Annotated in this window: 21 protein-coding genes; 9 read left to right on the top strand and 12 right to left on the bottom strand. The window is 62.7% G+C overall.

Annotated elements, in window-relative coordinates:
- The first annotated feature begins 12 nt into the window (after positions 1 to 12).
- From KUV72_RS00275 to tatC, 4 genes are read left to right on the top strand one after another with little or no spacing between them, the layout of a single operon-like run.
- Positions 13 to 345, top strand: coding sequence for a phosphoribosyl-ATP diphosphatase (locus KUV72_RS00275; RefSeq protein ID WP_222161580.1), 333 nt, complete (start codon positions 13 to 15; stop codon positions 343 to 345).
- A 58-nt stretch (positions 346 to 403) separates the two neighbouring features.
- On the top strand, positions 404 to 664 hold the full coding sequence (gene tatA / locus KUV72_RS00270; protein WP_222237063.1) for a Sec-independent protein translocase subunit TatA: 261 nt from the start codon (positions 404 to 406) through the stop codon (positions 662 to 664).
- 6 nt (positions 665 to 670) lie between these two features.
- On the top strand, positions 671 to 1099 hold the full coding sequence (gene tatB / locus KUV72_RS00265) for a Sec-independent protein translocase protein TatB (protein ID WP_222237062.1): 429 nt from the start codon (positions 671 to 673) through the stop codon (positions 1097 to 1099).
- On the top strand, positions 1096 to 1890 hold the full coding sequence (gene tatC / locus KUV72_RS00260) for a twin-arginine translocase subunit TatC (RefSeq protein ID WP_222237061.1): 795 nt from the start codon (positions 1096 to 1098) through the stop codon (positions 1888 to 1890). Before tatB ends, tatC begins: the two co-directional genes overlap by 4 nt.
- A 155-nt stretch (positions 1891 to 2045) precedes the next feature.
- Here the strand turns inward: tatC and elbB are convergent, their stop codons facing one another.
- Positions 2046 to 2708, bottom strand: a complete 663-nt coding sequence (elbB, locus tag KUV72_RS00255; RefSeq protein WP_206940262.1) for an isoprenoid biosynthesis glyoxalase ElbB — start codon at positions 2706 to 2708, stop codon at positions 2046 to 2048.
- Between the two features lie 209 nt (positions 2709 to 2917).
- Between elbB and hemB the strand changes: the two genes are divergently transcribed.
- The gene (hemB, locus tag KUV72_RS00250; protein ID WP_222237060.1) at positions 2918 to 3925 is read left to right on the top strand and encodes a porphobilinogen synthase; all 1008 of its coding nucleotides are present in this window, start codon (positions 2918 to 2920) and stop codon (positions 3923 to 3925) included.
- 48 nt (positions 3926 to 3973) lie between these two features.
- Positions 3974 to 6196: a polyphosphate kinase 1 gene (gene ppk1 / locus KUV72_RS00245; RefSeq protein WP_206940266.1), complete on the top strand. Its 2223-nt coding sequence runs from the start codon at positions 3974 to 3976 to the stop codon at positions 6194 to 6196.
- A gap of 214 nt (positions 6197 to 6410) precedes the next feature.
- Here the strand turns inward: ppk1 and KUV72_RS00240 are convergent, their stop codons facing one another.
- A complete protein-coding gene (locus KUV72_RS00240) occupies positions 6411 to 8540 on the bottom strand; it encodes a PhoX family protein (RefSeq protein WP_222237059.1) in 2130 nt (709 codons plus the stop codon).
- A gap of 487 nt (positions 8541 to 9027) precedes the next feature.
- Here KUV72_RS00240 and KUV72_RS00235 point away from each other — a divergent pair, with 487 nt between their 5' ends.
- A complete protein-coding gene (locus KUV72_RS00235) occupies positions 9028 to 9600 on the top strand; it encodes a hypothetical protein (protein ID WP_206940270.1) in 573 nt (190 codons plus the stop codon).
- A 262-nt stretch (positions 9601 to 9862) separates the two neighbouring features.
- Positions 9863 to 10462: a lysozyme-like domain containing protein gene (locus tag KUV72_RS00230; protein ID WP_315857843.1), complete on the top strand. Its 600-nt coding sequence runs from the start codon at positions 9863 to 9865 to the stop codon at positions 10460 to 10462.
- Here KUV72_RS00230 and KUV72_RS00225 read toward each other — a convergent pair whose 3' ends face one another.
- The 7 genes from KUV72_RS00225 to rho form a co-directional block, all read right to left on the bottom strand.
- A complete protein-coding gene (locus KUV72_RS00225) occupies positions 10463 to 11557 on the bottom strand; it encodes a 3-deoxy-7-phosphoheptulonate synthase (RefSeq protein WP_222237057.1) in 1095 nt (364 codons plus the stop codon).
- A 4-nt stretch (positions 11558 to 11561) separates the two neighbouring features.
- Positions 11562 to 11720, bottom strand: coding sequence for a hypothetical protein (locus tag KUV72_RS00220; RefSeq protein WP_206940276.1), 159 nt, complete (start codon positions 11718 to 11720; stop codon positions 11562 to 11564).
- 392 nt (positions 11721 to 12112) lie between these two features.
- Complete coding sequence (locus tag KUV72_RS00215; RefSeq protein ID WP_222237485.1) at positions 12113 to 12316, bottom strand: hypothetical protein; 204 nt, start codon at positions 12314 to 12316, stop codon at positions 12113 to 12115.
- Positions 12317 to 12391: 75 nt separating this feature from the next.
- On the bottom strand, positions 12392 to 13105 hold the full coding sequence (gene folM, locus KUV72_RS00210) for a dihydromonapterin reductase (protein ID WP_222237056.1): 714 nt from the start codon (positions 13103 to 13105) through the stop codon (positions 12392 to 12394).
- Positions 13102 to 13881, bottom strand: coding sequence for an FAD-binding oxidoreductase (locus KUV72_RS00205; protein ID WP_222237055.1), 780 nt, complete (start codon positions 13879 to 13881; stop codon positions 13102 to 13104). The genes folM and KUV72_RS00205 overlap by 4 nt, the downstream gene beginning before the upstream one ends.
- On the bottom strand, positions 13878 to 15371 hold the full coding sequence (gene ubiD / locus KUV72_RS00200) for a 4-hydroxy-3-polyprenylbenzoate decarboxylase (RefSeq protein ID WP_206940282.1): 1494 nt from the start codon (positions 15369 to 15371) through the stop codon (positions 13878 to 13880). The genes KUV72_RS00205 and ubiD overlap by 4 nt, the downstream gene beginning before the upstream one ends.
- A 78-nt stretch (positions 15372 to 15449) precedes the next feature.
- Positions 15450 to 16709, bottom strand: coding sequence for a transcription termination factor Rho (rho, locus tag KUV72_RS00195; protein WP_206940285.1), 1260 nt, complete (start codon positions 16707 to 16709; stop codon positions 15450 to 15452).
- A gap of 438 nt (positions 16710 to 17147) precedes the next feature.
- Between rho and ppx the strand changes: the two genes are divergently transcribed.
- Entirely contained in the window at positions 17148 to 18701 is a 1554-nt protein-coding gene (gene ppx, locus KUV72_RS00190) for an exopolyphosphatase (RefSeq protein WP_222161569.1), read from the top strand.
- A gap of 101 nt (positions 18702 to 18802) precedes the next feature.
- On the opposite strand, the gene tilS is transcribed toward ppx, so the two are convergent.
- From tilS to dnaE, 3 genes are all read right to left on the bottom strand, one after another.
- A complete protein-coding gene (gene tilS / locus KUV72_RS00185) occupies positions 18803 to 20086 on the bottom strand; it encodes a tRNA lysidine(34) synthetase TilS (RefSeq protein WP_222237054.1) in 1284 nt (427 codons plus the stop codon).
- Between the two features lie 93 nt (positions 20087 to 20179).
- The gene (locus KUV72_RS00180; protein WP_222237053.1) at positions 20180 to 21133 is read right to left on the bottom strand and encodes an acetyl-CoA carboxylase carboxyltransferase subunit alpha; all 954 of its coding nucleotides are present in this window, start codon (positions 21131 to 21133) and stop codon (positions 20180 to 20182) included.
- 154 nt (positions 21134 to 21287) lie between these two features.
- Positions 21288 to 24797, bottom strand: a complete 3510-nt coding sequence (gene dnaE / locus KUV72_RS00175) for a DNA polymerase III subunit alpha (RefSeq protein ID WP_206940300.1) — start codon at positions 24795 to 24797, stop codon at positions 21288 to 21290.
- Positions 24798 to 24818: the final 21 nt, after the last annotated feature.

The following is a 24818-nucleotide window of genomic DNA, read 5'->3' as shown; positions in this document are numbered from 1 at the left end:
GAACCTTCACCGATGAGCGATATTCTGAAGCAGCTCGACGCCGCCCTCGCTGAACGTCGACACGCCGACCCCGAGTCCTCTTACGTCGCTTCCTTGCATCACAAGGGCCTGAACAAGATACTCGAGAAGGTGGGAGAGGAAGCGGTGGAAACCGTCCTCGCCGCCAAGGACGTTGACGCTGATCCAGCCAGTCAAGAGGCGTTGATCGCTGAAACGGCAGACCTGTGGTTTCATAGCCTGGTGATGCTCTCGCACCTGGGCCTTGACCATCAGCAGGTGCTGGATGAACTGGCCCGTCGCTTTGGCGTATCGGGCCACGAGGAAAAGGCGTCCCGCCCCCGCTGACAAGGCGGCCGGAACCAACGATTCAAGGCGCTTGGCGCCGTACATTGAGGAAGCACTTATGTTAGGTGGTATCAGTATCTGGCAGCTGCTGATCGTGCTCGGCATCATCATCCTGATCTTCGGCACCAAGAAGCTCAGAAATGTCGGCAGCGACCTGGGAGGCGCCGTGAAGGGCTTCAAGAAGGCCGTCAACGAAGACGAAGAAAAGTCCGAGGAAGACAAGCCTCAGGCCCAGGTGCGTCATGACGAGCCCAACGGCACCCACACCTACGATGTCGAGGCAGAGCGCAAGCCCGAGTCCTCCGACGAACGCAAGTAACGCCACATGTTCGATATCGGCTTTCTCGAACTGCTGATCATCGGGGTGGTGGGGCTTCTGGTGCTGGGTCCCGAGCGTCTGCCCAAGGCCGCGCGTACCGCCGGCCTGTGGGTAGGCCGGATCAAACGCTCAGTGGCGGGCATGCAGCGCGAAATCAGCGCCCAGCTCGAAGCCGAGGAACTGCGGCAGAAGCTCAAGGAGCAGGAGCGCAAGCTGAACGAAGGCGTCAGCCAGGCGAAGAACAGTGCGGCAAACGCCAAGCGCAGTGTCGAGTCCATCGCCGATGCACCGCCTCGTGACAGCGCTCGCCCGCAGAGCGACGGCAGCACCAGCGCGGACCAGCGCCTGGACGCCGCCATTGACAGCGCCAGCCAGCCAACCTCGTCCGTCGACTCAGCTGCCACTTCCGATCACAAGGATTCCACCGCCCGATGAGCCATTCTGGTGACACGCCGCCGTCCGGTCAGGGCCACGCCCCGCTGATTGAACACCTGGTGGAACTACGCTCGCGACTGATGCGCGCGGTGATCGCCATCATGGTGATCTTCCTGGCGCTCTACGCCTTCTCCAACGACATCTATCAGTTTGTGGCAGATCCCCTGATGGAGCTGTTGCCGGAAGGCTCGCAGATGATCGCCACCGAGGTCGCATCGCCCTTCCTTGCGCCCTTCAAGCTGACGCTGGTGGTGGCGGTCTTCGTGGCCATTCCCTTCGTGCTGCACCAGGCCTGGGCCTTCGTCGCTCCGGGACTTTACGACAAGGAAAAGGCCCTGGCGCTGCCCCTGCTGGCCTCCAGCGTGGTGCTGTTCTATCTCGGCGCGGCCTTCGCCTACTATGTCGTGTTTCCCCTGCTGTTCGCCTTCTTCACCCAGACCGGGCCGGAGAACGTGCAGGTAATGACCGACATCAACCAGTACCTCAACTTTGTACTCAAGCTGTTCTTCGCCTTTGGCATTGCCTTCGAGATCCCGATCGCCACTTTCTTGCTGGTGCTTACCGGAGCGGCCAGCGTCGAAAGCCTGAGCGCCAAGCGCCCTTACGTCATACTCGGCTGCTTTGTGATCGGCATGCTGATGACGCCCCCGGACGTGGTCAGCCAGAGCCTGCTGGCCATTCCCATGTATCTGCTCTATGAGGTGGGGCTGCTGTTCGGCCGGCTCATCAAGCGCCGCCGCGCTGATGCCGAGCAGGAAGACAGCGCCAGCGAAGACACCAGCGACGCCTGATCCCGGAGCATTGTGCAAACCTGTGCGTCGCTAGGGACACAGCAACCGACGCCTCGGTAGCGAAAGACCTGTAGCGAAAGACGCAAAAAGCCGACGTAAAACGTCGGCTTTTTGCTATCCAATCCCGATCACTGGGTGATGTGCGTACCGCACATTCAGTGATTCAGATCCATCATCTCGTCGATGCGCTCGACCAGCTTGTTGATGCCTAGTGCCGCTTCGCTCATGCGGGTCGCCAGCATGTAAGCAGGCGTCGTGACGATACGGTGTTCGAAATCCACCACGATATCGTCAACGGCGCAGCTACGATGCAGCCCGCCCATGGCACTGATGCAGCCGCACACTTCCGGATCGCTGCCGATGGTCACTGCAATTCCCGGCCCCAGGACCTTAGGCACCAGCACCGGGGCAATGCACATCAGTCCGATCGGCTTGCGTGCGTCGTGAAACTCGATCAACAGCTCACTCAAGTCCTGGTGCACGTCCATATCGGACTTGGCTGTCGCGTAGTTCGACAGGTTCTTGGCCACCCCGAAACCACCGGGCAAGATCAGCGCATCAAAGTCCGAGGCAGACAGCTCATCCAGCGGAGAAATCTCTCCCCGGGCCAGGCGCGCAGATTCCACCAGCACGTTCCGCGTCTCCTCGACCGCCTCGCCGCGGTGATGATCGACCACCGCCTGATCGATATCCGGTGCGAAGCAGCGATAGGCAATGCCCAGTTGATCCAGGCGCAGCAGGGTCAGGGTGGTTTCATAGACTTCAGAGCCATCCTGGACGCCACAACCTGACAGGACGATCGCTACCTGTTTACTCATTTCATTCTCCTTATGAGCGCACTTGGCTCTCCAGGGCGCCAAGTGCAGCCAAGACAGCCACTACTCTAGAGAGTCACCAAGGGTGCGACAAGACGCGACTTTCGACGAACAGGCGAGGAGGAATATACTCGACGGATGTCACGCGCCTGTCATCTAACGCCACCACACTAGCGCGTGGCGCCAAATCTCGTTCCCAGTGGAGTGCCGTCTTGAGTGCCATCACCCCTCGCCTGTTTCCTGCTGCTCGTCCCCGTCGCATGCGCAAGGACGACTTCTCTCGCCGCATGATGCGTGAGAACACCCTGACCGCCGATGACCTGATCTGGCCAGTGTTCGTGCTGGAAGGCGAAGGTCGTCGCGAGGCCGTGCCGTCCATGCCCGGTGTCGAGCGCCTGTCGCTGGACCTGCTGATTGAAGAAGCCCGAGAAGCGGTCGAGCTGGGGATCCCCGCGATTGCCCTGTTTCCGGTCGTCGATGCCGACAAGAAAAGCGAGCTGGCGGAAGAAGCCTACAGCGCAGGCGGACTCGTCCAGCGCAGCGTGCGCGAGCTCAAGGCGGCCCTGCCGGAACTCGGCGTCATCACCGACGTGGCGCTGGACCCTTACACCAGCCACGGCCAGGACGGCATCCTCGACGAGCACGGCTACGTGGCCAATGACCGCACCGTGGAGACCTTGATCAAGCAGGCCCTGTCCCATGCCGAGGCGGGCGCCGACGTGGTGGCACCGTCCGACATGATGGACGGCCGCATCGGCGCGATCCGCGAGCTGCTGGAGCAGGAAGGACTGCACAACACCCGCATCATGGCCTACAGCGCCAAATATGCATCGCGCTACTACGGCCCCTTCCGCGACGCCGTGGGCTCCGCGGCCAACCTGGGCAAGGCCGACAAGTCCACCTACCAGATGGATCCCGCCAACAGCGACGAGGCGCTCCACGAGGCCGCCATGGACATCACCGAAGGCGCCGACATGGTGATGGTCAAGCCAGGTATGCCCTATCTGGATGTGGTGCGCAGGGTCAAGGACGAACTGCGTGTGCCCACCTACGCTTACCAGGTCAGTGGTGAATATGCCATGCACATGGCGGCATTCGACCATGGCTGGCTGGATGCCGACAGCGTCATTCTGGAGTCCCTGATGTGCTTCAAGCGTGCCGGAGCCGACGGCGTGCTGACCTATTTTGCCAAGCGAGCGGCCAGACTGTTGGCAAGCTGACGAGGGGAAGGAACGGCGCCTTCCCGGGCCCCTTTTTGAGGAATGACCATGGAAGACGCACAGACCGACAACGCCACCATTGAACAGGCCACCCTGGGCAAGTCCGATGTCTCGGTGGGAGACTCCCCCCAGGCCGATACCCCGGTGCCGCGGCTGAATCAGACGCGCACCGGGATCAAGCCCAAGGCTCTGCCCGACCCGGAGGCGGATCTCAGCGATCCCAGCCTCTACTTCAATCGTGAGTTGTCGCATCTGCAGTTCAACATCAGGGTGCTCGAACAGGCACTGGATGAAGCGCATCCGCTGCTCAACCGCTTGATGTTCCTGCTGATCTTCTCCTCAAACATGGACGAGTTCTTCGAAATTCGCGTCGCCGGCCTGAAGAGCCAGATCGCCATGGGCGATGACGCCACCGGGGCCGATGGGCGCAGCCCGCGCTCCGTGCTGGACGAGATTTCCAAGATCGCCCACGAGCATGTCGAACGTCAGTACCGCATTCTCAATGAGCAGCTGATTCCGGCAATGGAGGCACAGAACATTCGCTTCCGCCGCCGCAGCGACTGGACCAAGGCTCAGCGCAAGTGGGTCCATGACTACTTCTCCAACGAAATCATTCCGGTCGTCAGCCCGATTGGCCTGGACCCGTCGCACCCCTTCCCACGCCTGGTCAACAAGAGCCTGAACTTCATCGTCGAGCTGGAAGGCAAGGATGCCTTCGGCCGCGAAGGCGGCCTCGCCATTCTTCCGGCGCCCCGCTCCCTGCCACGAGTGATCGCACTGCCCAGCGAGCTGTGTGAGGAAGGCTTCAACGAGTACCTGTTCCTGTCCTCGATGATCCATGCCCACGCCGACGAAGTGTTCCCGGGCATGAAGGTCAAGGGCTGCTATCAGTTCCGCCTGACCCGCAACGCCGACATGACCGTGGACCCGGAAGAAGTCTCGGACCTGGCCTCGGCCCTGCGTGGTGAGCTGCTGGCCCGCCGCTACGGCAGCGGCGTGCGCCTCGAGGTGGCCGACAACTGCCCGGAAGGCTTGTCCGACTTTCTGCTCAAGCAATTCCAGCTCGAGCCTAATGACCTCTATCGCGTCAACGGCCCGGTCAACCTCACTCGCATGATGTCGGTACTGGGGGACGCGGAGCGCCCAGAGCTGATGTATCGCTCCTTCGTGCCGGGGATACCCAAGCAGGTCAAACAGCCCAACAGCATCATGCAGGCCATGCAGGAAGGCGATATCCTGCTGCACCACCCCTTCCAGTCCTTCACTCCCGTGGAAGACCTGTGCCGTGAAGCCGCTCGCGACCCGGACGTGCTGGCGATCAAGCAGACGCTGTATCGCACCGGCGCCGACTCCCCCATCGTCACCGCCCTGGTGGAGGCCGCCGGCAATGGCAAGGAAGTCACCGTTGTCATCGAACTGCGCGCCCGCTTCGATGAAGCCGACAACCTGGCCCTCGCCTCACGCCTGCAGGAGGCCGGCGCCATCGTCATCTACGGTGTCATGGCCTACAAGACCCACGCCAAGATGATGCATATTGTGCGCCGCGAGAAGGGCGCGCTGCGTCACTATGCCCACCTGGGCACCGGCAACTACCATTCCAAGACGGCCAAGCTCTACACCGACTACAGCTTGCTGACCGCCGACCCAGTGCTATGTGCCGATGTGCACAAGGTATTCCAGCAGCTGTCCGGCATGGGCCGCACTCGCCAGATCGAAAAGCTGCTCCACGCTCCCTTCACCTTGCACGAGCAAGTCGTCGCGATGATCGAGCGCGAAGCCGACTTCGCGCGCAAGGGAAAGCGCGCCCATATCATCGTCAAGTGCAATTCCCTGACCGAACCCAAGCTGATTCAGGCCCTCTATCGCGCCTCCCAGGCCGGGGTCGAATGCGACCTGATCATTCGCGGCATGTGCTGCCTGCGCCCCGGACTTCCCGGCATCTCGGAGAACATTCGCGTGCGCTCGGTCATCGGTCGCTTTCTGGAGCACACCCGAGTCTTCCACTTCCACAATGACGGCAAGCCCGAAACCTGGGGCTCCAGCGCCGACTTCATGGCCCGCAACATGTTCCACCGGGTCGAGACCTGCTTCCCGCTGCTGGACAAGAAACTGGCCGCACGGGTACGCAAGGACCTGGAAACCTACCTGGTCGACAACTGTCAGAGCTGGCTGTTGCAGGGCGACGGGACCTACATCAAGCAGGATCCCGGCGAGGCCGCCCCGATCTCGGCCCAGGAAACGCTGCTCTACGCCTATGCCGCCCGGGCCTGACGGCTTTAGCTCCAGGACACAGCGCTCCTAGAAAGCCCCCGCCAGCGATGCTGTCGGGGGCATATCATGCCGGCACCGCCAACATCACGGACATCAGGGCGCCTTGGCGCCAGCACCGCCCCTGTCGCGCCCCGCCCCAAAGCAAAGCCCCCGGCTCCGATGAAGGAGCCGGGGGCCGGTGCTGGACGCCGCAGTCAAAGGCGGCAAGCGAAGGCTAGAGCCCGATCTGGCCGCCGTCTTCGCGCTGAATGACCACCGTGGCAGCACGCGGACGCACGCTGGAATCGGTGGCCTGGGTGGCATCATCACTGGCAGGCCAGTTGCCAGGATGCTGGATGTTGATAAACAGCGCCGTCTTGTCAGGCGTCGAGAAGATACCCGTCACCTCGCAGCCGTTGGGACCCACACAGAAGCGCTTGAGCTTGTCCTGGTTGGCACCGGACAGCACCGCAGCCGCACCATCGGCACGCTCCAGCCCTGCCGGCACCACCGCCAGAACCTGGTCATTGGTACTTTCGGCAACGCCCTCATAGCCATTGTCGGTCTGAATCCACAGGATACCCTGGCCGTCGCCGCGCTCGTCGAAGTAAAGACCGTCGGGACTGGCGAACTCGTTGTCGGCGGTCAGGCCCGACAGGTTATCGGCATCGCTGGCGGCGGCACCGAAGACAAAGACCTCCCATTCGAAAGCACTGGCATCTGCCCCCTCACGCCAGCGGATGATCTGCCCCGCCTCATTGTTAGCCCTCGGGTTGGCGGCATTGACCGGAGCGGTGGCATAGCCATTCCCCAACGCCTCGATGCTGTCGCCATCGCCGGTCAGTGTCGCCTCGGTGCCTTCCTCGGTACGCTTGGAGTTGTTGGTAAGGGTCATGTAGACCTCACCGGTGGAAGGATCCACCGCGCCCCACTCCGGGCGATCCATCGGCGTTGCCCCCATCAGGTCAGCGGCATCGCAGGTATGGATGATCACCCCTGCCAAATCGTCGGCACCGAGCTCCAGGGCCTCGGCCAGGGGTCGACCATCCTGGGTGGTGGCTTGCGGCGTCAGCGGCAACCACTGGCCACTGCCATCGGCATTGAAGCGAGCCACGTACAGCGTGCCCTCATCCATGTACTTGCTGCCTAGCGCCAGGCGGTCGGCCTCGGCACCGGGCGCGATGGCATCCGCCGGGTCCCAGACCGCCCTGGACACGAACTTGTAGATGTACTCGTTGCGGGAGTCGTGGCCAGAGTAGAACACGACCGGCTGGCCAGCCTCCAACTTGCCCGGCCAGCACCCCTCGTGGCGGAAACGCCCCAACGCCGTGCGCTTCACCGCTTGCTTGCCGGTGTACGGGTCGATCTCAACGATATAGCCGAACTGACGCGCCTCGTTGCGATAGTCGCCGGTGGCATCGCCATCGCCGGGGTTGCCGATCAGCCGGGTAAACTCGTCATCACGTTCGCTGGCGTCGCCCGCTGCGGTTTCCCAGCCATAGCGACCGCGCCCGGTGGCGATGCCAAGACGATCATCGTCCCGCGTCCGCCCTTCGTCCTTGACGAAATAATCCGGCCAGTTTTCTTCGCAGGTCAGATAGGTTCCCCAGGGGGTATACCCATTGGCACAGTTATTGTTGGTGCCCCGCGCCTGGGTTCCCCCCGGAGAGAACCGGGTCTTGACGTAGTCACTGCCGGCCACCGGGCCAGACAGGTGCATCGGCGTGGCACTGGTATAGCGGCGGTTGTAGCGGGATCCCTTGACGTGACTCCAGTGTCCGTTGGCGCCCTTCTGCACCTCTACGACCGTGACCCCGTGGGCATTGATTTCCGTTCGGACTTCATCGGCAGGACGCTTGCCCTCCGCCATGTTGGTGGGACCGCCCTGGGGCGCCCACAGGGCATTTTCATCGATGTACTCATTGTTCATCACCAGCAGGAAGCGCTCAGATCCGCTGGCATCATCCAGAGCGAAGGGGTGCATGCCGTCGTGGTGCATGCCGACGCTGGCCGCCTGTCCCTCTGGCGTCATGGCCAGGTCGTCGCGCCATTGGGGGGCGCTATCATCGAGCGGCGTCCCCCAGGGCACCAGTACCTGGGCGGTATACCCCGCAGGCACCACTACCGCATCCGTGCGCGACCCTTTGACCGCGTCGAAGGCCAGTGCCAGCGGCGTCTTGGACATGCCTGACCCATGCTGATCGGCGATAGCGGTCAGCCCGAAGCCCCCCAGCATAGACATGGCTGCCATGCCCATGCCGCCCTTCATCACAGCGCGGCGCGACAGGCGACGATCGAGTATTGAAGAAAAGGGCTCATTGCTGCTGGGGTTCAACAGGCGGTGATCTTCGATTTCCTTGCTCATTGCGCAGTCCTCTCTTGGCCGTCGACGTGTGGAACGTCGGCAGACGGGATGTCGTTGCCGGCTGCGGGCCGGTGGCGGGCGGTCACTCGCGCCGATCTGCGCTGTTGGGTGCGCTATCTCGGCGATGTCGGTCCTCGCGACACCCTAGGATGTCTAGATGACAGGGATGTGACGATGCGGTACGCCGGACAAAGCATAAGAGGTAACTAAAATGTTAAAAGAGTAACAGTTAGTGAAAGAAACTAAGCTTAGGTGACGACAGAGTGGTCCAACGCTTGCTATCGACAGGACCAGAACCATGTGGCATCTGGGACACCGACATCAGCGCATTCTGCTCATGCCGCAAAAGGCACCCTCTAGCGATGAGGACCCAGAACCTTGCTGGCACTGGGTACATTGCACCGATCAAAGGCAACAGCGAGGGGGGAGCCACTCCCGGCTGGATCTCCTTGGTCAACTGGATCCTGCCCTACCCTGCGTGCTGGTCATGCCACCCCACACTATCGCTCTGGTGGCGCTAGAGCGGGGGGTACTGGGCCATAGTGACCCGCAAGCGTCACTCGACACGCTGATCGCGAAAGAGCTGTGTGTGAGTCGACAGAGCCTGGCGGTACATGTGCTCAGTCAGGACCATCAGTACCTGGATGTGATGGTGATCCAGCGGGGACTGCTGGCCCAGTGCTTGAACCGGCTTCACCGCCAGCAGCTCCACCCCACCTGGTGGTCCAGCGCCTTCCAGGGACTGCCGTTGCCAGACCCCGGACATCTGGCGGTACTACCCTGGGGCGACGACTGGATGCTCAAGTGGCGTCAGCCCCAGGCCCTGGAGAGGGAGCGTTGGCTCAGCTGGCCAAAGAGCCAGGAGCTGGAGCAGCTCAGCCAACAGTTGCCCGATGAGCTGCGCGATTCCCCATGGAATTGCCCGCTCGCTCCCGACGCCTCCAGCAGTCTCGACTGCCTGGCATTCTTCGCCCGCCATATCCCCGTCGACCTGCCACGGGTGCCGGAGGACATGCAGGATCCAGGGGAGCTCTCTCAGGCGACGCCTGAAACGGCATAGAACAAGTCGATGAAAGCGGCATAGGTGACGCCAAGTGTTCTCCAGGTGGCGAGAACGGCATAATGCTCAAGCTCATCACGACAATGGAGTGTCCATGCCCGCCTCAAGGCCTGCCCCCGAGTCTTTCTTCAGGAGCTCCTTCTCCAGGAGCTGTTGCTCTCAGCGCTCTGTCTATGGGCGCTGTATCTCCAGGAGCGCTGTCTCTCAACCGGCTCGCAGGGTCTTGAAGTGCTTAGTCTTGAAGTGCTTGGTCTTGAGCGGCGTGTTGCTGCTGGGAGGCTGTGCGGCCTTCGCCCCAGCGCCACCGGCCCATCAGGACAATCTGTGCGACGTCTTTCGCCAGCAGCCGGACTGGTATGACGCGACGCGTGCCTCGTATGAAAAGTGGGGGACTCCCCCCTGGACCCAAATGGCGTTCATCAAGCGCGAATCGTCGTTTCGCAGCCACGTCAGGCCGCCCAGAACCACGCTATTGGGGTTCATTCCCTGGACGCGTCCCTCCTCGGCCTACGGCTACGCCCAGGCCCAGGACCCGGTCTGGGGAGAATACAGTGATGATGTGGGTGGGCTGTTCTCAAGCCGCAGCGACATGGACGATGCCACCGACTTCATCGGCTGGTACAACGCCCGAACGCAGCGCATGACCGGCGTCTCGCTGGCTAATCCGGAACACCTCTACCTGGCCTACCACGAGGGCCAGGGCGGCTATCGGCGCGGTAGTTATCGCGCCAAGCCTGCGGTCATGCGCGCGGCGCGCGAGGTCGCGACCACCGCCTCGCGTTATCGCGGCCAGTTGGCCGCCTGCGAGGCGGAGTTTCGTTGCGATGGATTCTTCGAGGTCTGGCCATTTTGCCGGGGTTGATCAGTCGCCCTCGGCCAGGCGCTCTGCGGCCACACTCAACAGGTGTTCGGTGGTCTCCCAACCAATACACGCGTCCGTGACGGAGACACCGTAGCGCAGCTTGCCGGGGTCCAGAGGCTGCTTGCCTTCATGCAGATGGCTCTCGAGCATCACCCCGATCAGCGCCGTATCGCCCGCCAGCCGCTGAGCCAGCACGTCGAGCAAGACTTCGCTCTGGCGGCGGTGGTCCTTGCGCGCATTGGCATGACTGCAGTCGACCATCAAGCGCGGCGACAGCCCGGCCTCGCGCAGAGCTCTACGCGCTGCCGCCACCGCAGCAACATCGTAGTTCGGTTCGCCGTGGCCGCCCCGCAGCACCACATGGGTATGGGGATTGCCCTGGGTCTCGACCATCATCGGCTGGCCGTCGCTGCCTACGGCAAAATGTTGATGAGGATGGGCAGCACTGTGCATCGCATCCAGGGCCACCTGCACATCACCACTGGTGGCATTCTTGAAACCGACGACAGCCCCCAGGCCACTGGCCATCTCGCGGTGCAGCTGAGACTCGGTCGTGCGCGCGCCGATGGCGACCCAGGCCAGCAGATCCTCCAGATATGGAGCGATCATCGGCTGCAGAATTTCGGTGGCGACCGGCAGCCCCATCTCGACGATGTCCCGCATCAGCTGGCGCGACAGCTCCAGGCCACGGCTCATGTTGCCTGTCCCATCCAGGTCTGGATCGTAGGCCAGCCCTTTCCAGCCCACGGTGGTGCGTGGCTTCTCGATGTAGACGCGCATGACCACCAGGACACGATCGCGGATACTGGCCGCCAGGCCGGCCAGGCGCTCGGCGTATTCCAGGGCCGCCTGGGGATCATGAATCGAACAGGGCCCCACCACCGCCAGCAGGCGGTCATCTCGGCCTTCCAGGATGTCGCGAATTTCCTGACGCTGTGCGTCGACACGGTCCGCCAGAGTGGCGCTCAACGGGTACTGCTGCTTGAGCGACAGCGGTGCGGGCAATGCGGTCCCGTTAGATCGATCCTGCACAGCAGTCTCTGGGGTCGTCGTGGCCATGTGGGAGGTCGTAGCAAGGGAGAGGGTCGCGGTCATGGTATCAGCTCCAAAGGGTCGTACATCGTTGAACATGTCGACCACCGAGGCGCTCACGGTCGGAGGTGGCCAGTTGGGCCGACCGCGTGTCGATAAATCGCCAGCCATACCCATAGGCGTAACCCTGGAAGTCGGCGTAGACGAAATCTCGATATGCGGTCATCGGTTATCTCCTGTTACCTGCCACTGCAGGCTGTCGCGACGCTCTGGAGCATCATGCCAAAAACAAAGAACCCCCGGACGGGCTGCCGTCCGGGGGTTCTGGGAGGCGGCCCTGGGTGGGAGCGCCTCGCGAGTGCCAACGTTGTCGTCAGGCCTCGCGCACCAGCGCCCCGGTATCAAACCAATACCAGGTAAAGCTGGACCAATAAAAGGACACGCCCGTCATCGCTTGCCCACCACTCAGCGACGCGACATCGGTCGCCAGCGCACCACTTGCGGAGCAAGATGCTCCGTCAGGGCAAGCTGTTAGCTGAGAGGTGACTGATAACATGGCGATCTCCTGAATGTGCCTTCATCCTGCCCGGCGCCGAGACAAATGGCAACCCCTGACGCCTATCCTGCTGTTGCCAGCGTCACCCAGGCGATGGTCGCCGGCAGGCATGTCATGCCCGCCATCACCACCAGGCCAAGAAAGATCATCAGAAAGCCGCTCTCATCACGAAAGTCAGCCGGGTCGTGGGGGCTGTCATGGACATTGCCATGCGTCTTACCGTGATCGCTAGCGTGGCGCTGCTCAGGAGCGTTGTGGTGGGCCATGGAAGCCTCTTCTCATCGTTGGATTGTCAGGGCACACCACGAGTCTAGCTCACCAGGGCCTGCTGGCGAGGCCCCTCAGCGCAGATGGCGTCCGCCATCGACGGCCATCACGGTACCGGTCACGTAACGATTGTCGAGCAGGTAGCGCAGACTCTGATAGATCACACCGGGGCCAGGCACCATATCCATCAACGACTTCGCTCGCGCCTTGGCGGCATAGGCCTCGTCATCCTGTTCGTTCAGCATGATCAGCGCCGGCGCGATGGCATTGACCTGGATCTCAGGGGCGTACTGGGCCGCGAAGGATAGCGTCAGGTTATCCAATCCGGCCTTCGTCGCCGCATAGGCCGCGTGCTTCCTGGAACCCTTTTGCACGACGTAGTCGGTCATGTGGATGATATCGCGCTGGGGTTCGCTGCAGGCGTCGAGCAGGCTCTTGGCGTGCAGGTTGATCAGGTAAGGCGCCAGCATGTGGACGCGAAACAACCGCTCGAAGTTGGCCCCGGCGTCGCTGTCCAGGCTGTCCGGCGCCCAGTCACTGGCATTGTGGACGATTGCCCGCAAAGCGTTAGTCTGGCCCTTGAGGCGCTCGATGAAGTCAAGAATGCCGGCTTCACTGGAAAAATCAGCCTGAAGGGTCACGATGCCTCGCTGGCGCATGCTGTCCAGCTCCGCTCGCTCACGGCGATAGCTGACGATGACCGGATGTCCATCTTGCACCAGGCGCTCGGCACAGTGCCTCCCCAGCCGCTGGGCGCCACCGGTAATCAGGATCGGCGACGCGCTCACGGGGCCTCTTCCTTGATCAGGCTGCCGACCACCGGCACCAAGGGGTCACGCGGGGCATAGGCAAACACATCGGAAAACACCCGGGACGGCTCAAGACCCAGCGACGCCAGCACATCGACGCACGCATAGACCATGCCAGGAGAGCCGGACAGGTAGACATCGTCCTGTGACACATCCTCCAGGTGTTCGCCTAGCGCCGCATCGATACGGCCATGGTGGGCGTATACCCGCTCACCATCGAAGCCTTCCTCGAAACCCGCCTCACAGACCGCGTGGAACACCAGGTTGTTGCACTCGGTCACCCACTGTCGCGCCAGCTCCTCAGCATACAGGTCGCGTCGCTCCTTCGCTGCCCACCACAGGGTGATGGGACGCTCGGGATGCTGGTGACGGGCTGCCTCGACGATGGCCTTCATCTGGGCAAAGCCGGTGCCGGCGGCAATCAGCGTCAGGGGCCGGACACTCGATTCGTCCAGCACACAGTCACCGCTGGGCAAGCGCACCGTCAGGTGCTCCGCCACCACCAGCATGGCGCGCAGTTGCGCCGAGTTGGAGCGCTCCGGCCAGTGTTGAATGTGCAGCTCCAGTCTGCCGTCATCGCGATGGCGACTGGCGATCGAGAACGGCACCCAGCAGTCGTCTGACAGACGCATCTCCAGATACTGCCCCGGCGCATGCGCCATGGCCTCGGCGCGTCCTTCAAGCACCACACGAAATACGTCAGGAGTGAGATCCTCGACCTCGATAACCTGGCAGGTCAGGGTCCTTGCCGTCATGTCGACCTCTTGTCGGTGTCAGGGAGGGGAATACCATAGTCGTCCCAGCGTTCGCTGACCCGGGACTTTATGCTGTCGTCCATGCTGATCGCCACGCCCCACTCACGATCGGTCTCACCGGGCCACTTGCTGGTAGCGTCCAGCCCCATCTTGGAGCCGAGTCCGGCGACCGGAGAGGCAAAATCCAGGTAGTCGATAGGCGTGTTCTCGACCATCACGGTATCCCGGGCAGGGTCCATGCGGGTCGTGATCGCCCAGATCACGTCTTCCCACTGGCGGGCGTCGACGTCGTCATCCAGCACGATAACGAACTTGGTGTACATGAACTGACGCAGAAAGCTCCAGACCCCCATCATCACGCGCTTGGCGTGGCCAGGGTACTGCTTCTTCATGGTCACCACCGCCATGCGGTACGAACAGCCTTCCGGAGGCAGATAGAAGTCGACGATCTCGGGAAACTGGCGACGCAGGATCGGCACGAACACTTCGTTCAAGGCAAGCCCGAGAATCGCCGGCTCATCCGGGGGGCGACCGGTGTAGGTCGAGTGATAGATGGCATCCTTGCGCATGGTCATGCGCGTCACCGTAAACACCGGAAACGTCTCTACCTCATTGTAGTAGCCGGTGTGGTCACCATAAGGCCCTTCTGGCGCCGTATCATCGGGGTAGAGAAACCCCTCAAGGATGATTTCGGCGGACGCCGGTACCTGCAGGTCCGCATGACCACACTTCACCAGTTCGGTGCGCGACCCACGCAGCAGGCCGGCAAAGGCGTACTCGGAGAGCGAGTCAGGCACGGGGGTGACGGCGCCCAGGATCGTGGCGGGGTCGGCCCCCAGAGCCACCGCTACGGGAAATGGCTCGCCAGGATGCTGTTGCTGGAATTCCTGGAAATCCAGCGCCCCACCACGGTGGGACAGCCAGCGCATGATCAAGCGGTTCTTGCCGAGCTTCTGCTGACGATAGATGCCCAGGTTCTGGCGGGACTTGTGCGGGCCCTTGGTGATCACCAGTGGCCAGGTCACCAACGGCGCCGCATCACCGGGCCAGCAATGCTGGATCGGCAGCATGTCGAGATCGACCTCGTCACCCTCGAACACCCGCGCCTGGACAGGTGCGGAGCGCACGGTCTTGGGCCCCATGCTCATCACCTGCTTGAAGATCGGCAGTTTTTCCCAAGCGTCTCGGAAGCCCTTGGGGGGCTCAGGCTCCTTGAGGAAAGCCAGTAGCTCGCCGACCTCGCGCAGCGCTTCCACCGACTCCTGCCCCATGCCCATGGCCACACGCTTCGGGGTGCCGAACAGGTTGCCCAGCAGCGGCATGTCGCTGCCCTTCACATTCTCAAACAGCAGCGCCGGTCCGCCGGCCCTCAAGGTCCGGTCGCAGATCTCGGTAATCTCGAGATACGGATCCACTTCCGCGCTAACGCGCTTGAGCTCGCCAGCCGCCTCAAGACCCGCGATAAAGTCACGCAAGTCGCTATACTTCATGCGAATTTCTCGCTGTCAAATACACCAAAGGGGCAGCATAGCATGCTGCCCCTTCGACTGACCTCGAATGAACGACGATCAGCGCCGCTTCATGGCCTCAAAGAACTCGATATTGGTCTTGGTGTCCTTGAGTCGATCAATCAGGAACTCGGTCGCAGCCGTATCATCCATGGGATTGAGCAGCTTGCGCAGGATCCACATCCGCTGCATCTCGTCATCGGAGGCAATCAGGTCTTCGCGACGGGTGCCACTGCGACGGATGTTCAGAGCGGGATAGACGCGACGCTCGGCCAGGCGACGATCCAGATGGGCTTCCATGTTGCCGGTACCCTTGAACTCCTCGAAGATCACCTCGTCCATCTTGGAGCCGGTATCGACCAGAGCCGTCGCGATGATGGTCAGGCTGCCACCTTCCTCGATGTTTCGCGCGGCGCCGAAGAAGCGCTTGGGCTTCTCGAGTGCATGGGCATCGACACCACCGGTCAGCACCTTGCCCGAAGACGGCACCACGGTGTTGTAGGCACGGGCCAGACGGGTGATGGAGTCGAGCAGAATGACCACATCCTTCTTGTGCTCGACCAGCCGCTTGGCCTTCTCGATGACCATCTCGGCGACCTGTACATGACGCGCCGGGGGCTCGTCGAAGGTAGACGCCACCACTTCGCCGCGCACTGTCCGCGACATCTCGGTCACTTCCTCCGGACGCTCGTCGATCAGCAGCACGATCAGCTGGCATTCGGGGTTGTTGCGCGTAATGGATGTCGCAATATTCTGCAACATCAGTGTCTTACCAGCCTTGGGCGGAGACACGATCAGACCACGCTGGCCCTTGCCGATGGGCGCCGTGAGGTCGATGATGCGGGCCGTCAGATCCTCGGTGGAACCGTTGCCGATTTCCATGCGCAGACGATCCTGCGGAAACAGCGGCGTGAGGTTCTCGAACAGGATCTTGTGCTTGGCGTTCTCCGGGCGATCAAGGTTGATCTGGCTGACCTTGAGCAAGGCAAAGTAGCGCTCGCCTTCCTTGGGGGGGCGAATCTTGCCGGAGATGGTGTCGCCCTTACGCAGGTTGAAGCGACGGATCTGAGAGGGCGAGACGTAGATGTCGTCGGGGCCGGCCAGGTAGGAACTGTCGGCACTGCGCAAAAATCCGAAACCGTCCTGAAGGATCTCCAGTACGCCATCGCCGAAGATGTCTTCGCCGCTCTTGGCGTGCTTCTTCAGAATGGCAAAAATGATGTCCTGCTTGCGGGACCGGGCCAGATTATCGATACCCATCTCGCGTGCGATATCGAGAAGCTCCGGCACGGGCTTTTGCTTGAGTTCGGTCAGATTCATCAGAGTTCAGAAATTACTCGTGGAAGCCGGGCGACAGGGCGCCGTGGGGCGAAAAAAGGACACGCCGATTGAGTGCGTTCAGAGCCCGGGGCTGCTCGTGCGAGGCCTGGTAAAGATGATAGGGCCATGGGCTGGACTCTCCAGAAGGGAGAACCACGCCAGCGTCTGGACGAGGGAGCAGATTCATTCGCCATTGCCAGATCTCGATTGCTGGAACCCTTGGGGGGCTCTGGCAGAGCTGGCATCGTGCGGGCTGTCTGACGACTTGGGATGGTCACGCCGCGGCAGCGACGCGACCGGGAAAACACATTCGAAACAGGCGAATGACCCGATACTAGACAAGCCGGCGAGGGAACGCAAGCCCCCTGCCTCCCCCAGATCATTGACATACCAGAAAGCGATACGCAACCTTGACCCATCTCCAGTGAAGGACCCCACATGAACCAACCCTCGGATTCGCTCAGCGCCCTGCGTGAGACGCCCCATGACCCCGGCAAGGACCCGGCTCGCCTGGCCGCCATCGATCTGGGCTCCAACAGCTTCCACCTGCTGGTGGCCAATTATCAGGACGATCGGCTTCAGGTGGTGGCGCGACTGGGCGAAAAGGTCCAGCTGGCAGCCGGGCTCGACGAGGACGGTTACCTCAATGAGGACGCCATGGCGCGCGCACTGGACTGCCTGGGGCGCTTCGCCCCCTTTCTTGAAGGGATTCCGGCGACGCGCATGCGTGTCGTGGGCACCAACGCCCTGCGCGACGCGCACAATAGTCAGGAGCTGATCGATCGCGCCGAAGCCTTGCTCGGCACGCGCATCGAGATCATCGCCGGTCGCGAGGAAGCCCGCCTGATCTATCTGGGCGCGGCCCATGCCCTGGCGGAAAGCGGTCGACGCCTGATCGTGGATATCGGTGGCGGCTCCACCGAGTTCATCATCGGCGAACAGTTCGAGCCCAAGGCGCTGGAAAGCCTCTCCATGGGCTGCGTCACCTTCACCCGCCGCTTCTTCGGCGATGGCGACATCACCGAAAAGCGCATGCGTAACGCCGAGCTTGCCGCCCTGTCGGAGCTCGCCAACATCCGTCGCCCCTATCAACGTCTGGGCTGGGATGATCCGGTCGGCTCCAGCGGCACCATCAAGGCGGCAGCTGCGGTGTTGCATGCTGCAGGTGACTCCCCAGAGGGCGTCATCACTCGCGATGGGCTGGCCAAGCTGCGCAAGCGTCTGATCAAGACCAAACAGCTGGACAAGGTGTCGATGGAGGGTCTGAAGGCCGATCGTGCACGAGTGTTTCCGGCCGGGGTGGCGATTCTCAGCGCTATCTTCGAAGCCTTTGAGCTGACGCAGATGCGCTTCGCCGATGGCGCCCTGCGCGAAGGGGTGCTCTACGACATGGCGGGCCGCAACAGTCCTGAGGACTCGCGCCTGAAGAGCCTGGAGACGCTGGCCCGCTACAATGCCGTGGACACACGCCAGGCCGACAATGTCGCCGCCTCGGCACGGGCCATGTTCGAGCAGGTCAAGCAGGACTGGAACCTGGACGAGGAGCGCGGACGCTATCTGGAATGGGCCGCCTGGATGCATGAGATCGGCCAGTCCATCTCCCATAGCCAGTTCCACCGTCACGGCGCCTATCTGCTTGAATACTCCGACCTGGCCGGCTTCTCGCGCCCGGAGCAGCGCCTGCTGTCATTCCTGGTGCGGGCGCACCGCCGCAAGTTTCCGCTCAAGGAGTGGCAAGCGCTGCCCGAAAGCGAACAGCGCGACAGCCAGCGCCTGGCCCGGCTGTTGCGCCTGGCGGTCATTCTCAACCATTCGCGCCCCGAGCAAGCGCCCGCGGCGCCGCGCCTCGAGGTGGATGGCGACACCCTTCACCTGCACTACGAAGGTGGCGATGAGCCGGGACTCTTGTGCACCGACCTGGAACGAGAAGCCGACTATCTTGCCAGCACCGACTTCGCGCTGGTGCTACATGCGGTGACCCCTGACAGCTGACGACGTGGCCAGACAACAGACGCACGCTGGCGGGATCATCTCGCTGGCGGGATCACCTAGCGGGGTCACGTAGCAAGGTCCCGTCGGCGAGCAAACTCCCGTCAGGGAATGGCCGTCCAGCCTTGTGCTACCGCGATCCAGGCCCCTGAAGCGGCATCCAGCACCGCGACGCATTCGTCCGCTCGCCACAGCAGCACGATATGACAACGCTGCCAGGGAGGCACCGCAGCCTCCTGCAGCAGCCGCTTCACATCGCGCCGTCCACGGCCTTCCAGGCGAATGCGCTCTCCCCCCTGGCGCGCTCGCAGCGTCAGCAGGCAACGGGCCTGGCCAGAAGGCGCGACCAGGGCAAGCGTCCTCCCTGCCACCACGACCTCACGCCCTGACCACCATGGCATTTCCGGCAGCGCGACCGGGGTCGTGCGGCTGTCCGCCAGCAGATACAAGGTGCCGCGCCAGCAGCGCGCTTCGCCACCTGACCAGTGGACCCTTACTTCGGCATCACGTCGGGCCCGGCACTGGGACATGATCTCATCCAGCCGAGTCCCCGGTGGCGTGGCCAGGTCCAGACAGCGCAGACACCAGCCCAGCAGCCAGCGCTGGCGCGGTCGCGACAGCGCCAGTAGTCCATTTAGCGGCAACCTGGCCGGATCGCCCCCCAGCCTGTCCAGATCCTCCTGGGCGTATTCCTCGAGCAGTGATACCGCCTCACCAGCATGCCGTGCACTGGCGGACAGCGCTTGAAGGGCTTCAGGCCAACGCTCCAGCAGTGACGGCACCAGCCGATGGCGCAGGAAATTGCGATCCAGCGACAGGTCCTGGTTGCTGGGATCCTCGATCCAGGCAAGCCTTCGCCTGGCGGCCTCCTTCTCCAGCGCGAGGCGTCCGACACTCAATAGCGGACGGACGATGACCCGTCCTTGCTGCTGACGGCGTGTCGGCATGCCAGCCAACCCCATCACCCCCGACCGACGCAGGGCCGCCAGCCAGAAGGTCTCGGCCTGGTCATCAGCATGCTGCGCCAGCCACAGATGATCCCCAGGCTCCATGATGTCCATAAAGGCCTGGTAGCGGGCCGCCCTGGCCGCCGCCTCGAGGCCCTTGCCCGCCAGATCGACACTGACCCGGACCACCTTCAGCGCGACGCCCTGCTCGCGACACAGGGCACGGCTGTGGCGCGCAAAGTCGTCCGCCGCCGGCTGCAGGCCATGGTGGACATGAATCGCCCTGAGCGTCCGCCCACGCCGTTGGCAGGCATCCGCGGCCAGTGCCAGCAGCACGCAGGAATCCAGTCCTCCCGAAAGCCCCAGCCATAGCGTGCGATCAGCGGGCACGTCATCGATAAAGGGCGCGACGATGGCCTCAAGGCCAGGGGGCTCAGACATGCCTGCTCTCCACCCGATACCCGGGCATCACATGCAAACGGCCCCTATCGCAGAACGACAGGGGCCGCGGGGTTACCACGAAGACCCGACGCTTCAGGCGGGGGCGCCGTAGCTCATCAGGCGCTCATAGCGACGTGCCAACAGGGCGTCGCTGTCCAGAGCGTCCAGGCGCTCCAGACTCTCGCTGATGGCGTCACGCACTCGCGTCGCTGCCTCGTAAGGGAAGCGGTGCGCACCGCCCAGCGGCTCCTTGATCAGGTTATCGACGAAACCGAGCTCCTTGAGACGGCTGGCGGTAATCCCCATGGCCTGAGCGGCATCGCTGGCGCGTTCCGCGCTCTTCCACAGGATCGAGGCACACCCCTCAGGAGAAATGACCGAGTAGGTGGAGTACTCAAGCATCATCAGCTCGTCACAGACACCGATGGCCAGGGCGCCACCGGAGCCACCTTCACCTACCACGGTGGAGACGATGGGGGTCTTGAGACGCGACATCACCGCCAGGTTATAGGCGATGGCCTCACTCTGGCCGCGCTCCTCCGCGTCGATACCCGGATAGGCGCCAGGGGTGTCGATGAAGGTCAGCACCGGCATGTTGAAGCGCTCGGCCATTTCCATCAGACGGCACGCCTTGCGGTAGCCTTCCGGGCGGGGCATGCCGAAATTGCGGCGGACCTTCTCCTTGACGTCGCGGCCCTTCTGATGACCGATGATCATCACCGGACGATCATTGAGACGCGCAACACCGCCGACGATAGCGGCGTCATCGGCAAACTCGCGATCACCATGCAGCTCATCGAAGTCGCTGAACACATGCTCGAGATAGTCCAGCGTGTACGGGCGCTGCGGATGGCGAGACAGCTGCGATACCTGCCACGGCGTCAGATCCTTGAAGATCGACTCGGTCAGCTTGCGGCTCTTTTCCTCAAGGCGCGAAATCTCGTCAGCCAGGCTGACCTGACTGTCGTTGCCGACCAGACGAAGCTCTTCGATCTTGGCCTGCAGTTCGGCGATGGGCTGTTCGAAATCGAGATAGTTGGGGTTCATGGGCCAGCCTTGTGATCATGGTCAGGCGGGCGCGACCGCAGGTCGCAGGCCCACCCATGGCAAATAAAAAGTGGTGTGCATTATCGCACCCTGACGGGGCCACGCAAGGCGCAGCCGTCCAGCGACCTTAACGCCGCAGCGTATTTTGGCCACCTCAGCGATACTTGAGACGTACGCCATCCTGTCCTTCGACATCTCTCAGGGCGATCAACAGGTCATCAGATGGCAGGACCTTCCACTGCTCGTCGAACTCCAGCCAGCCGGTAGCGTCGACATTGCGATAGCGCAGGCGCACCGGCAGGCCTTCCTCATGTCGATGGGGCTCAAGGCTTGCGCGCAGGCTGTCAATCAACCGGCCGTTCGCCTGACGACCATCCACCGAGACCTCCACCGCCTGGCCAAAGCGCGAGCGTGCCTGGACCATGGGGGTGACGTCCTTGCCTCGCAGGCGCAGGCCACCGGAGTAGTCATCGCTGGAGACTTCTCCTTCGACGATCAGCACCTCGGCATTGTCGAGCTGTTCACGCACGCTGTCATACAGCTCGCCGAACAGTGACGCCTCAATCCGCCCCGTGCGGTCGTCCAGGGTGAGGAAGGCCATGGTATCGCCGCGCTTGGACTTCATGGTGCGCTGCGCCACCACCAGCCCGGCCACCCGCTGCGGCTCCCGGGAAGGCTTCAAGTCCGCGATGCGGGTCGAGACAAAACGTGCCAGCTCCTCTTCGTACTCATCGATGGGGTGGCCCGTCAGATAGAGACCAAGGGTGTCCTTCTCGCCGGCCAGCCGATCGCGATCGCTCCATTCCCGCACGCGCAGGTAGTCCGCATAAGGATCGCTGGCCCCTTCATCGGCGTCCGGTGCAAACGCTTCGCCGAACAGGTCCATCATCCCGGCGTTGTGATTCTTGTGACTCTGCGCAGCGGCCTTGAGGGCGTCATCCAGGGCCGCGCTGAGCACCGCACGATTGGGCCCCAGGTTATCCAGCGCCCCGGAGCGGATCAGCGCCTCCAGGGTACGCTTGTTCATGCGCTTGGGGTCGATACGGCGACAGAAGTCGAACAGATCGGTAAAGGGGCCTTCGGCGGTACGCGCCTCGACAATGGCGCCGATCGGACCTTCCCCCACGCCACGAATGGCACCCAGGCCATACACCACCCGGCCTTCATCATCGACCGTGAACTTGTAGCCGCCCACGTTGACGTCCGGTGGCGTGACCGTGAGCTTGAGATGGCGACACTCCTCGATCAGCGGCACCACCTTGTCCAGGTTGTCCATTTCGGTGGACATCACCGCCGCCATGAACGGGCCCGGGTAATGCGCCTTGAGCCAGGCGGTCTGGTAGGACACCAGCGCGTAGGCCGCCGAGTGGGACTTGTTGAAGCCGTAACCGGCAAACTTTTCCACCAGGTCGAAGATGTTGCCAGCGAGGTCCGCATCGATGCCGTTGGCCGCACAGCCTTCCATGAAACCGGTACGCTGCTTGGCCATCTCTTCCGGCTTCTTCTTACCCATCGCGCGCCGCAACAGGTCAGCCTGACCCAAGGAGTAGCCCGCCATCACCTGGGCAATCTGCATCACCTGCTCCTGGTACAGGATGATGCCGTAAGTCGGCTGCAGCACGGGCTTCAGCAGCTCGTGCTGGTAATCCGGGTGGGGGTAGGAGATCTCCGCCCGTCCGTGCTTACGGTTGATGAAGTCATCGACCATGCCGGACTGCAGCGGCCCCGGACGGAACAGTGCCACCAGTGCGATCATGTCCTCCAGCGAGTCCGGCAAGAGGCGCTTGATCAGCTCCTTCATCCCCCGGGATTCCAGCTGGAACACCGCGGTGGTCTCGGCCTTCTTGAGCATCTCGAAGGTCTTGCCGTCGTCCAGCGGGATCGCATCGATATCCAGCGCCCCCTTGCCCTCGCTGGCGCGCACCCGATCGACCATCTCCAACGCCCAATCGATGATGGTCAGCGTGCGCAAGCCCAGGAAGTCAAACTTGACCAGTCCGGCATCCTCGATGTCGTTCTTGTCAAACTGAACGACCAGCCCGGAGCCATCCTCGTCACATAACAGCGGTGAGAAGTCGGTCAGCTTGGTGGGCGCGATGACGACGCCCCCGGCGTGCTTGCCGGTGCCTCGCGTCACCCCCTCGAGCTTGAGCGCCATGTCCCAGATTTCCTGGGCTTCCTCATCTACCTCAATGAATTCCTTGAGCTGGGGCTCCTCTTCGATGGCCTTGGACAACGTCATGCCCACTTCGAAGGGAATCAGCTTGGACAGCTTGTCCCCCAGCGAGTACGGCTTGCCCTGGGCGCGGGCAACGTCTCGCACCACGGCCTTGGCCGCCATGGTGCCGAAGGTGACGATCTGCGACACCGCGTTACGGCCATAGCGCTCGGCCACGTAATCGATGACGCGATCACGTTTCTCCATGCAGAAGTCGACGTCAAAGTCCGGCATCGACACCCGCTCGGGGTTCAGAAAGCGCTCGAACAGCAGGTCATACTGGATCGGATCGAGATCGGTGATCTTCTGCGCGTAGGCCACCAGCGAGCCGGCACCGGAACCGCGTCCCGGCCCTACCGGGACATCGTTGTCCTTGGCCCACTGGATAAAGTCCATCACGATCAGGAAGTAACCGGGGAACCCCATCTGCAGGATGATGTCCAGCTCGAAGTCCAGGCGCTCTCGGTAGCGCTTCTCGAGCGCCGCCCAGTCGTCGCTGTCGCGTGGGTGGCTGTCCACCGGGTAAAGAGCGTCAAGGCGCTCGGTCAGGCCATCGTGGGAGATCTTGCGGAAGAACTCGTCCTGGGTCATGCCCTCGGGAATACCGTATTCCGGCAGGAAGATCTCGCCCAGGCGAACGTTGACGTTACAACGCGCGGCGATCATGACGCTGTTTTCCAGCGCCGCGGGAATATCGGCAAACAGCTCCGCCATCTCCTGTGGCGACTTGAGGTACTGTTCCTCGGTGTAGCGCCGCTCGCGACGGGGGTCATCCAGCGCCTTGCCCTCGCCAATGGCCACGCGGGTTTCGTGGGCCCAGAAGTCCTCACGCTTGAGGAAGCGCACATCGTTGGTCGCCACTACCGGAACCCCGGTGTCCATGGCCAACGCCACCGACGCATGCACGCAGTCTTCTTCCAGCGGGCGACCGGTCCGGGTCAGCTCCAGATAGAAACGGCCGGGAAACGCCTGACACCATTCATCCAGCAAACGCCGCGCATCGGCATGATGATCGCTGAGCAAATGGCGGCCCACGTCCCCTTCACGCCCACCAGACAGCGCAATCAAGCCTTCGCTCTGCTCCAGTACCCAGGCTTTCTCCAAGTAAGCCCGGTCCTGACGCTGGCCCTCGACCCAGCCGCGAGAGATCAGCTCGGTCAGGTTGCGATAGCCGACGTCATTCATCGCCAGCAGCGTCACCCGATACGGATGATCCAGGTCATGGGCGTTGACCAGCCACAGGTCGGCACCGATCACGGGTTTCATGCCCGCGCCCTGGACCCCGTTGTAGAACTTCACCAGGCCGAACAGATTGGATTCATCGGTCAACGCCAGCGCTGGCGCGCCATGCTCGACGCCGGCCTTGACGTAAGGCTTGAGGCGCACGAGGCCGTCAACCAGAGAGAACTCGCTATGGACGCGAAGATGAACGAAAGGAGCGGACATGTGAAAGCCTTACCTCGACCC

Source organism: Halomonas sp. DP4Y7-1 (genome assembly GCF_019800705.1).
GTDB lineage: Bacteria > Pseudomonadota > Gammaproteobacteria > Pseudomonadales > Halomonadaceae > Halomonas > Halomonas litopenaei_A.
The sequence above is the reverse complement of the archived record's forward strand: the minus strand, read 5'-3'. Positions and strand labels throughout refer to the sequence as shown.

Excerpts from the sequence above, each read along its gene's own strand:
- KUV72_RS00220 (WP_206940276.1), bottom strand. The coding sequence starts at position 11,720 with ATGACCGCATATCGAGATTTCGTCTACGCCGACTTCCAGGGTTACGCC.
- ppx (WP_222161569.1), top strand. The coding sequence starts at position 17,148 with ATGAACCAACCCTCGGATTCGCTCAGCGCCCTGCGTGAGACGCCCCAT.
- tatC (WP_222237061.1), top strand. The coding sequence starts at position 1,096 with ATGAGCCATTCTGGTGACACGCCGCCGTCCGGTCAGGGCCACGCCCCG.
- KUV72_RS00215 (WP_222237485.1), bottom strand. The coding sequence starts at position 12,316 with ATGGCCCACCACAACGCTCCTGAGCAGCGCCACGCTAGCGATCACGGT.
- ppk1 (WP_206940266.1), top strand. The coding sequence starts at position 3,974 with ATGGAAGACGCACAGACCGACAACGCCACCATTGAACAGGCCACCCTG.
- rho (WP_206940285.1), bottom strand. The coding sequence starts at position 16,709 with ATGAATCTGACCGAACTCAAGCAAAAGCCCGTGCCGGAGCTTCTCGAT.
- ubiD (WP_206940282.1), bottom strand. The coding sequence starts at position 15,371 with ATGAAGTATAGCGACTTGCGTGACTTTATCGCGGGTCTTGAGGCGGCT.
- KUV72_RS00275 (WP_222161580.1), top strand. The coding sequence starts at position 13 with ATGAGCGATATTCTGAAGCAGCTCGACGCCGCCCTCGCTGAACGTCGA.
- tatB (WP_222237062.1), top strand. The coding sequence starts at position 671 with ATGTTCGATATCGGCTTTCTCGAACTGCTGATCATCGGGGTGGTGGGG.
- KUV72_RS00205 (WP_222237055.1), bottom strand. The coding sequence starts at position 13,881 with ATGACGGCAAGGACCCTGACCTGCCAGGTTATCGAGGTCGAGGATCTC.
- tilS (WP_222237054.1), bottom strand. The coding sequence starts at position 20,086 with ATGTCTGAGCCCCCTGGCCTTGAGGCCATCGTCGCGCCCTTTATCGAT.
- tatA (WP_222237063.1), top strand. The coding sequence starts at position 404 with ATGTTAGGTGGTATCAGTATCTGGCAGCTGCTGATCGTGCTCGGCATC.
- elbB (WP_206940262.1), bottom strand. The coding sequence starts at position 2,708 with ATGAGTAAACAGGTAGCGATCGTCCTGTCAGGTTGTGGCGTCCAGGAT.
- KUV72_RS00180 (WP_222237053.1), bottom strand. The coding sequence starts at position 21,133 with ATGAACCCCAACTATCTCGATTTCGAACAGCCCATCGCCGAACTGCAG.
- KUV72_RS00225 (WP_222237057.1), bottom strand. The coding sequence starts at position 11,557 with ATGACCGCGACCCTCTCCCTTGCTACGACCTCCCACATGGCCACGACG.
- KUV72_RS00235 (WP_206940270.1), top strand. The coding sequence starts at position 9,028 with ATGCCACCCCACACTATCGCTCTGGTGGCGCTAGAGCGGGGGGTACTG.
- KUV72_RS00240 (WP_222237059.1), bottom strand. The coding sequence starts at position 8,540 with ATGAGCAAGGAAATCGAAGATCACCGCCTGTTGAACCCCAGCAGCAAT.
- dnaE (WP_206940300.1), bottom strand. The coding sequence starts at position 24,797 with ATGTCCGCTCCTTTCGTTCATCTTCGCGTCCATAGCGAGTTCTCTCTG.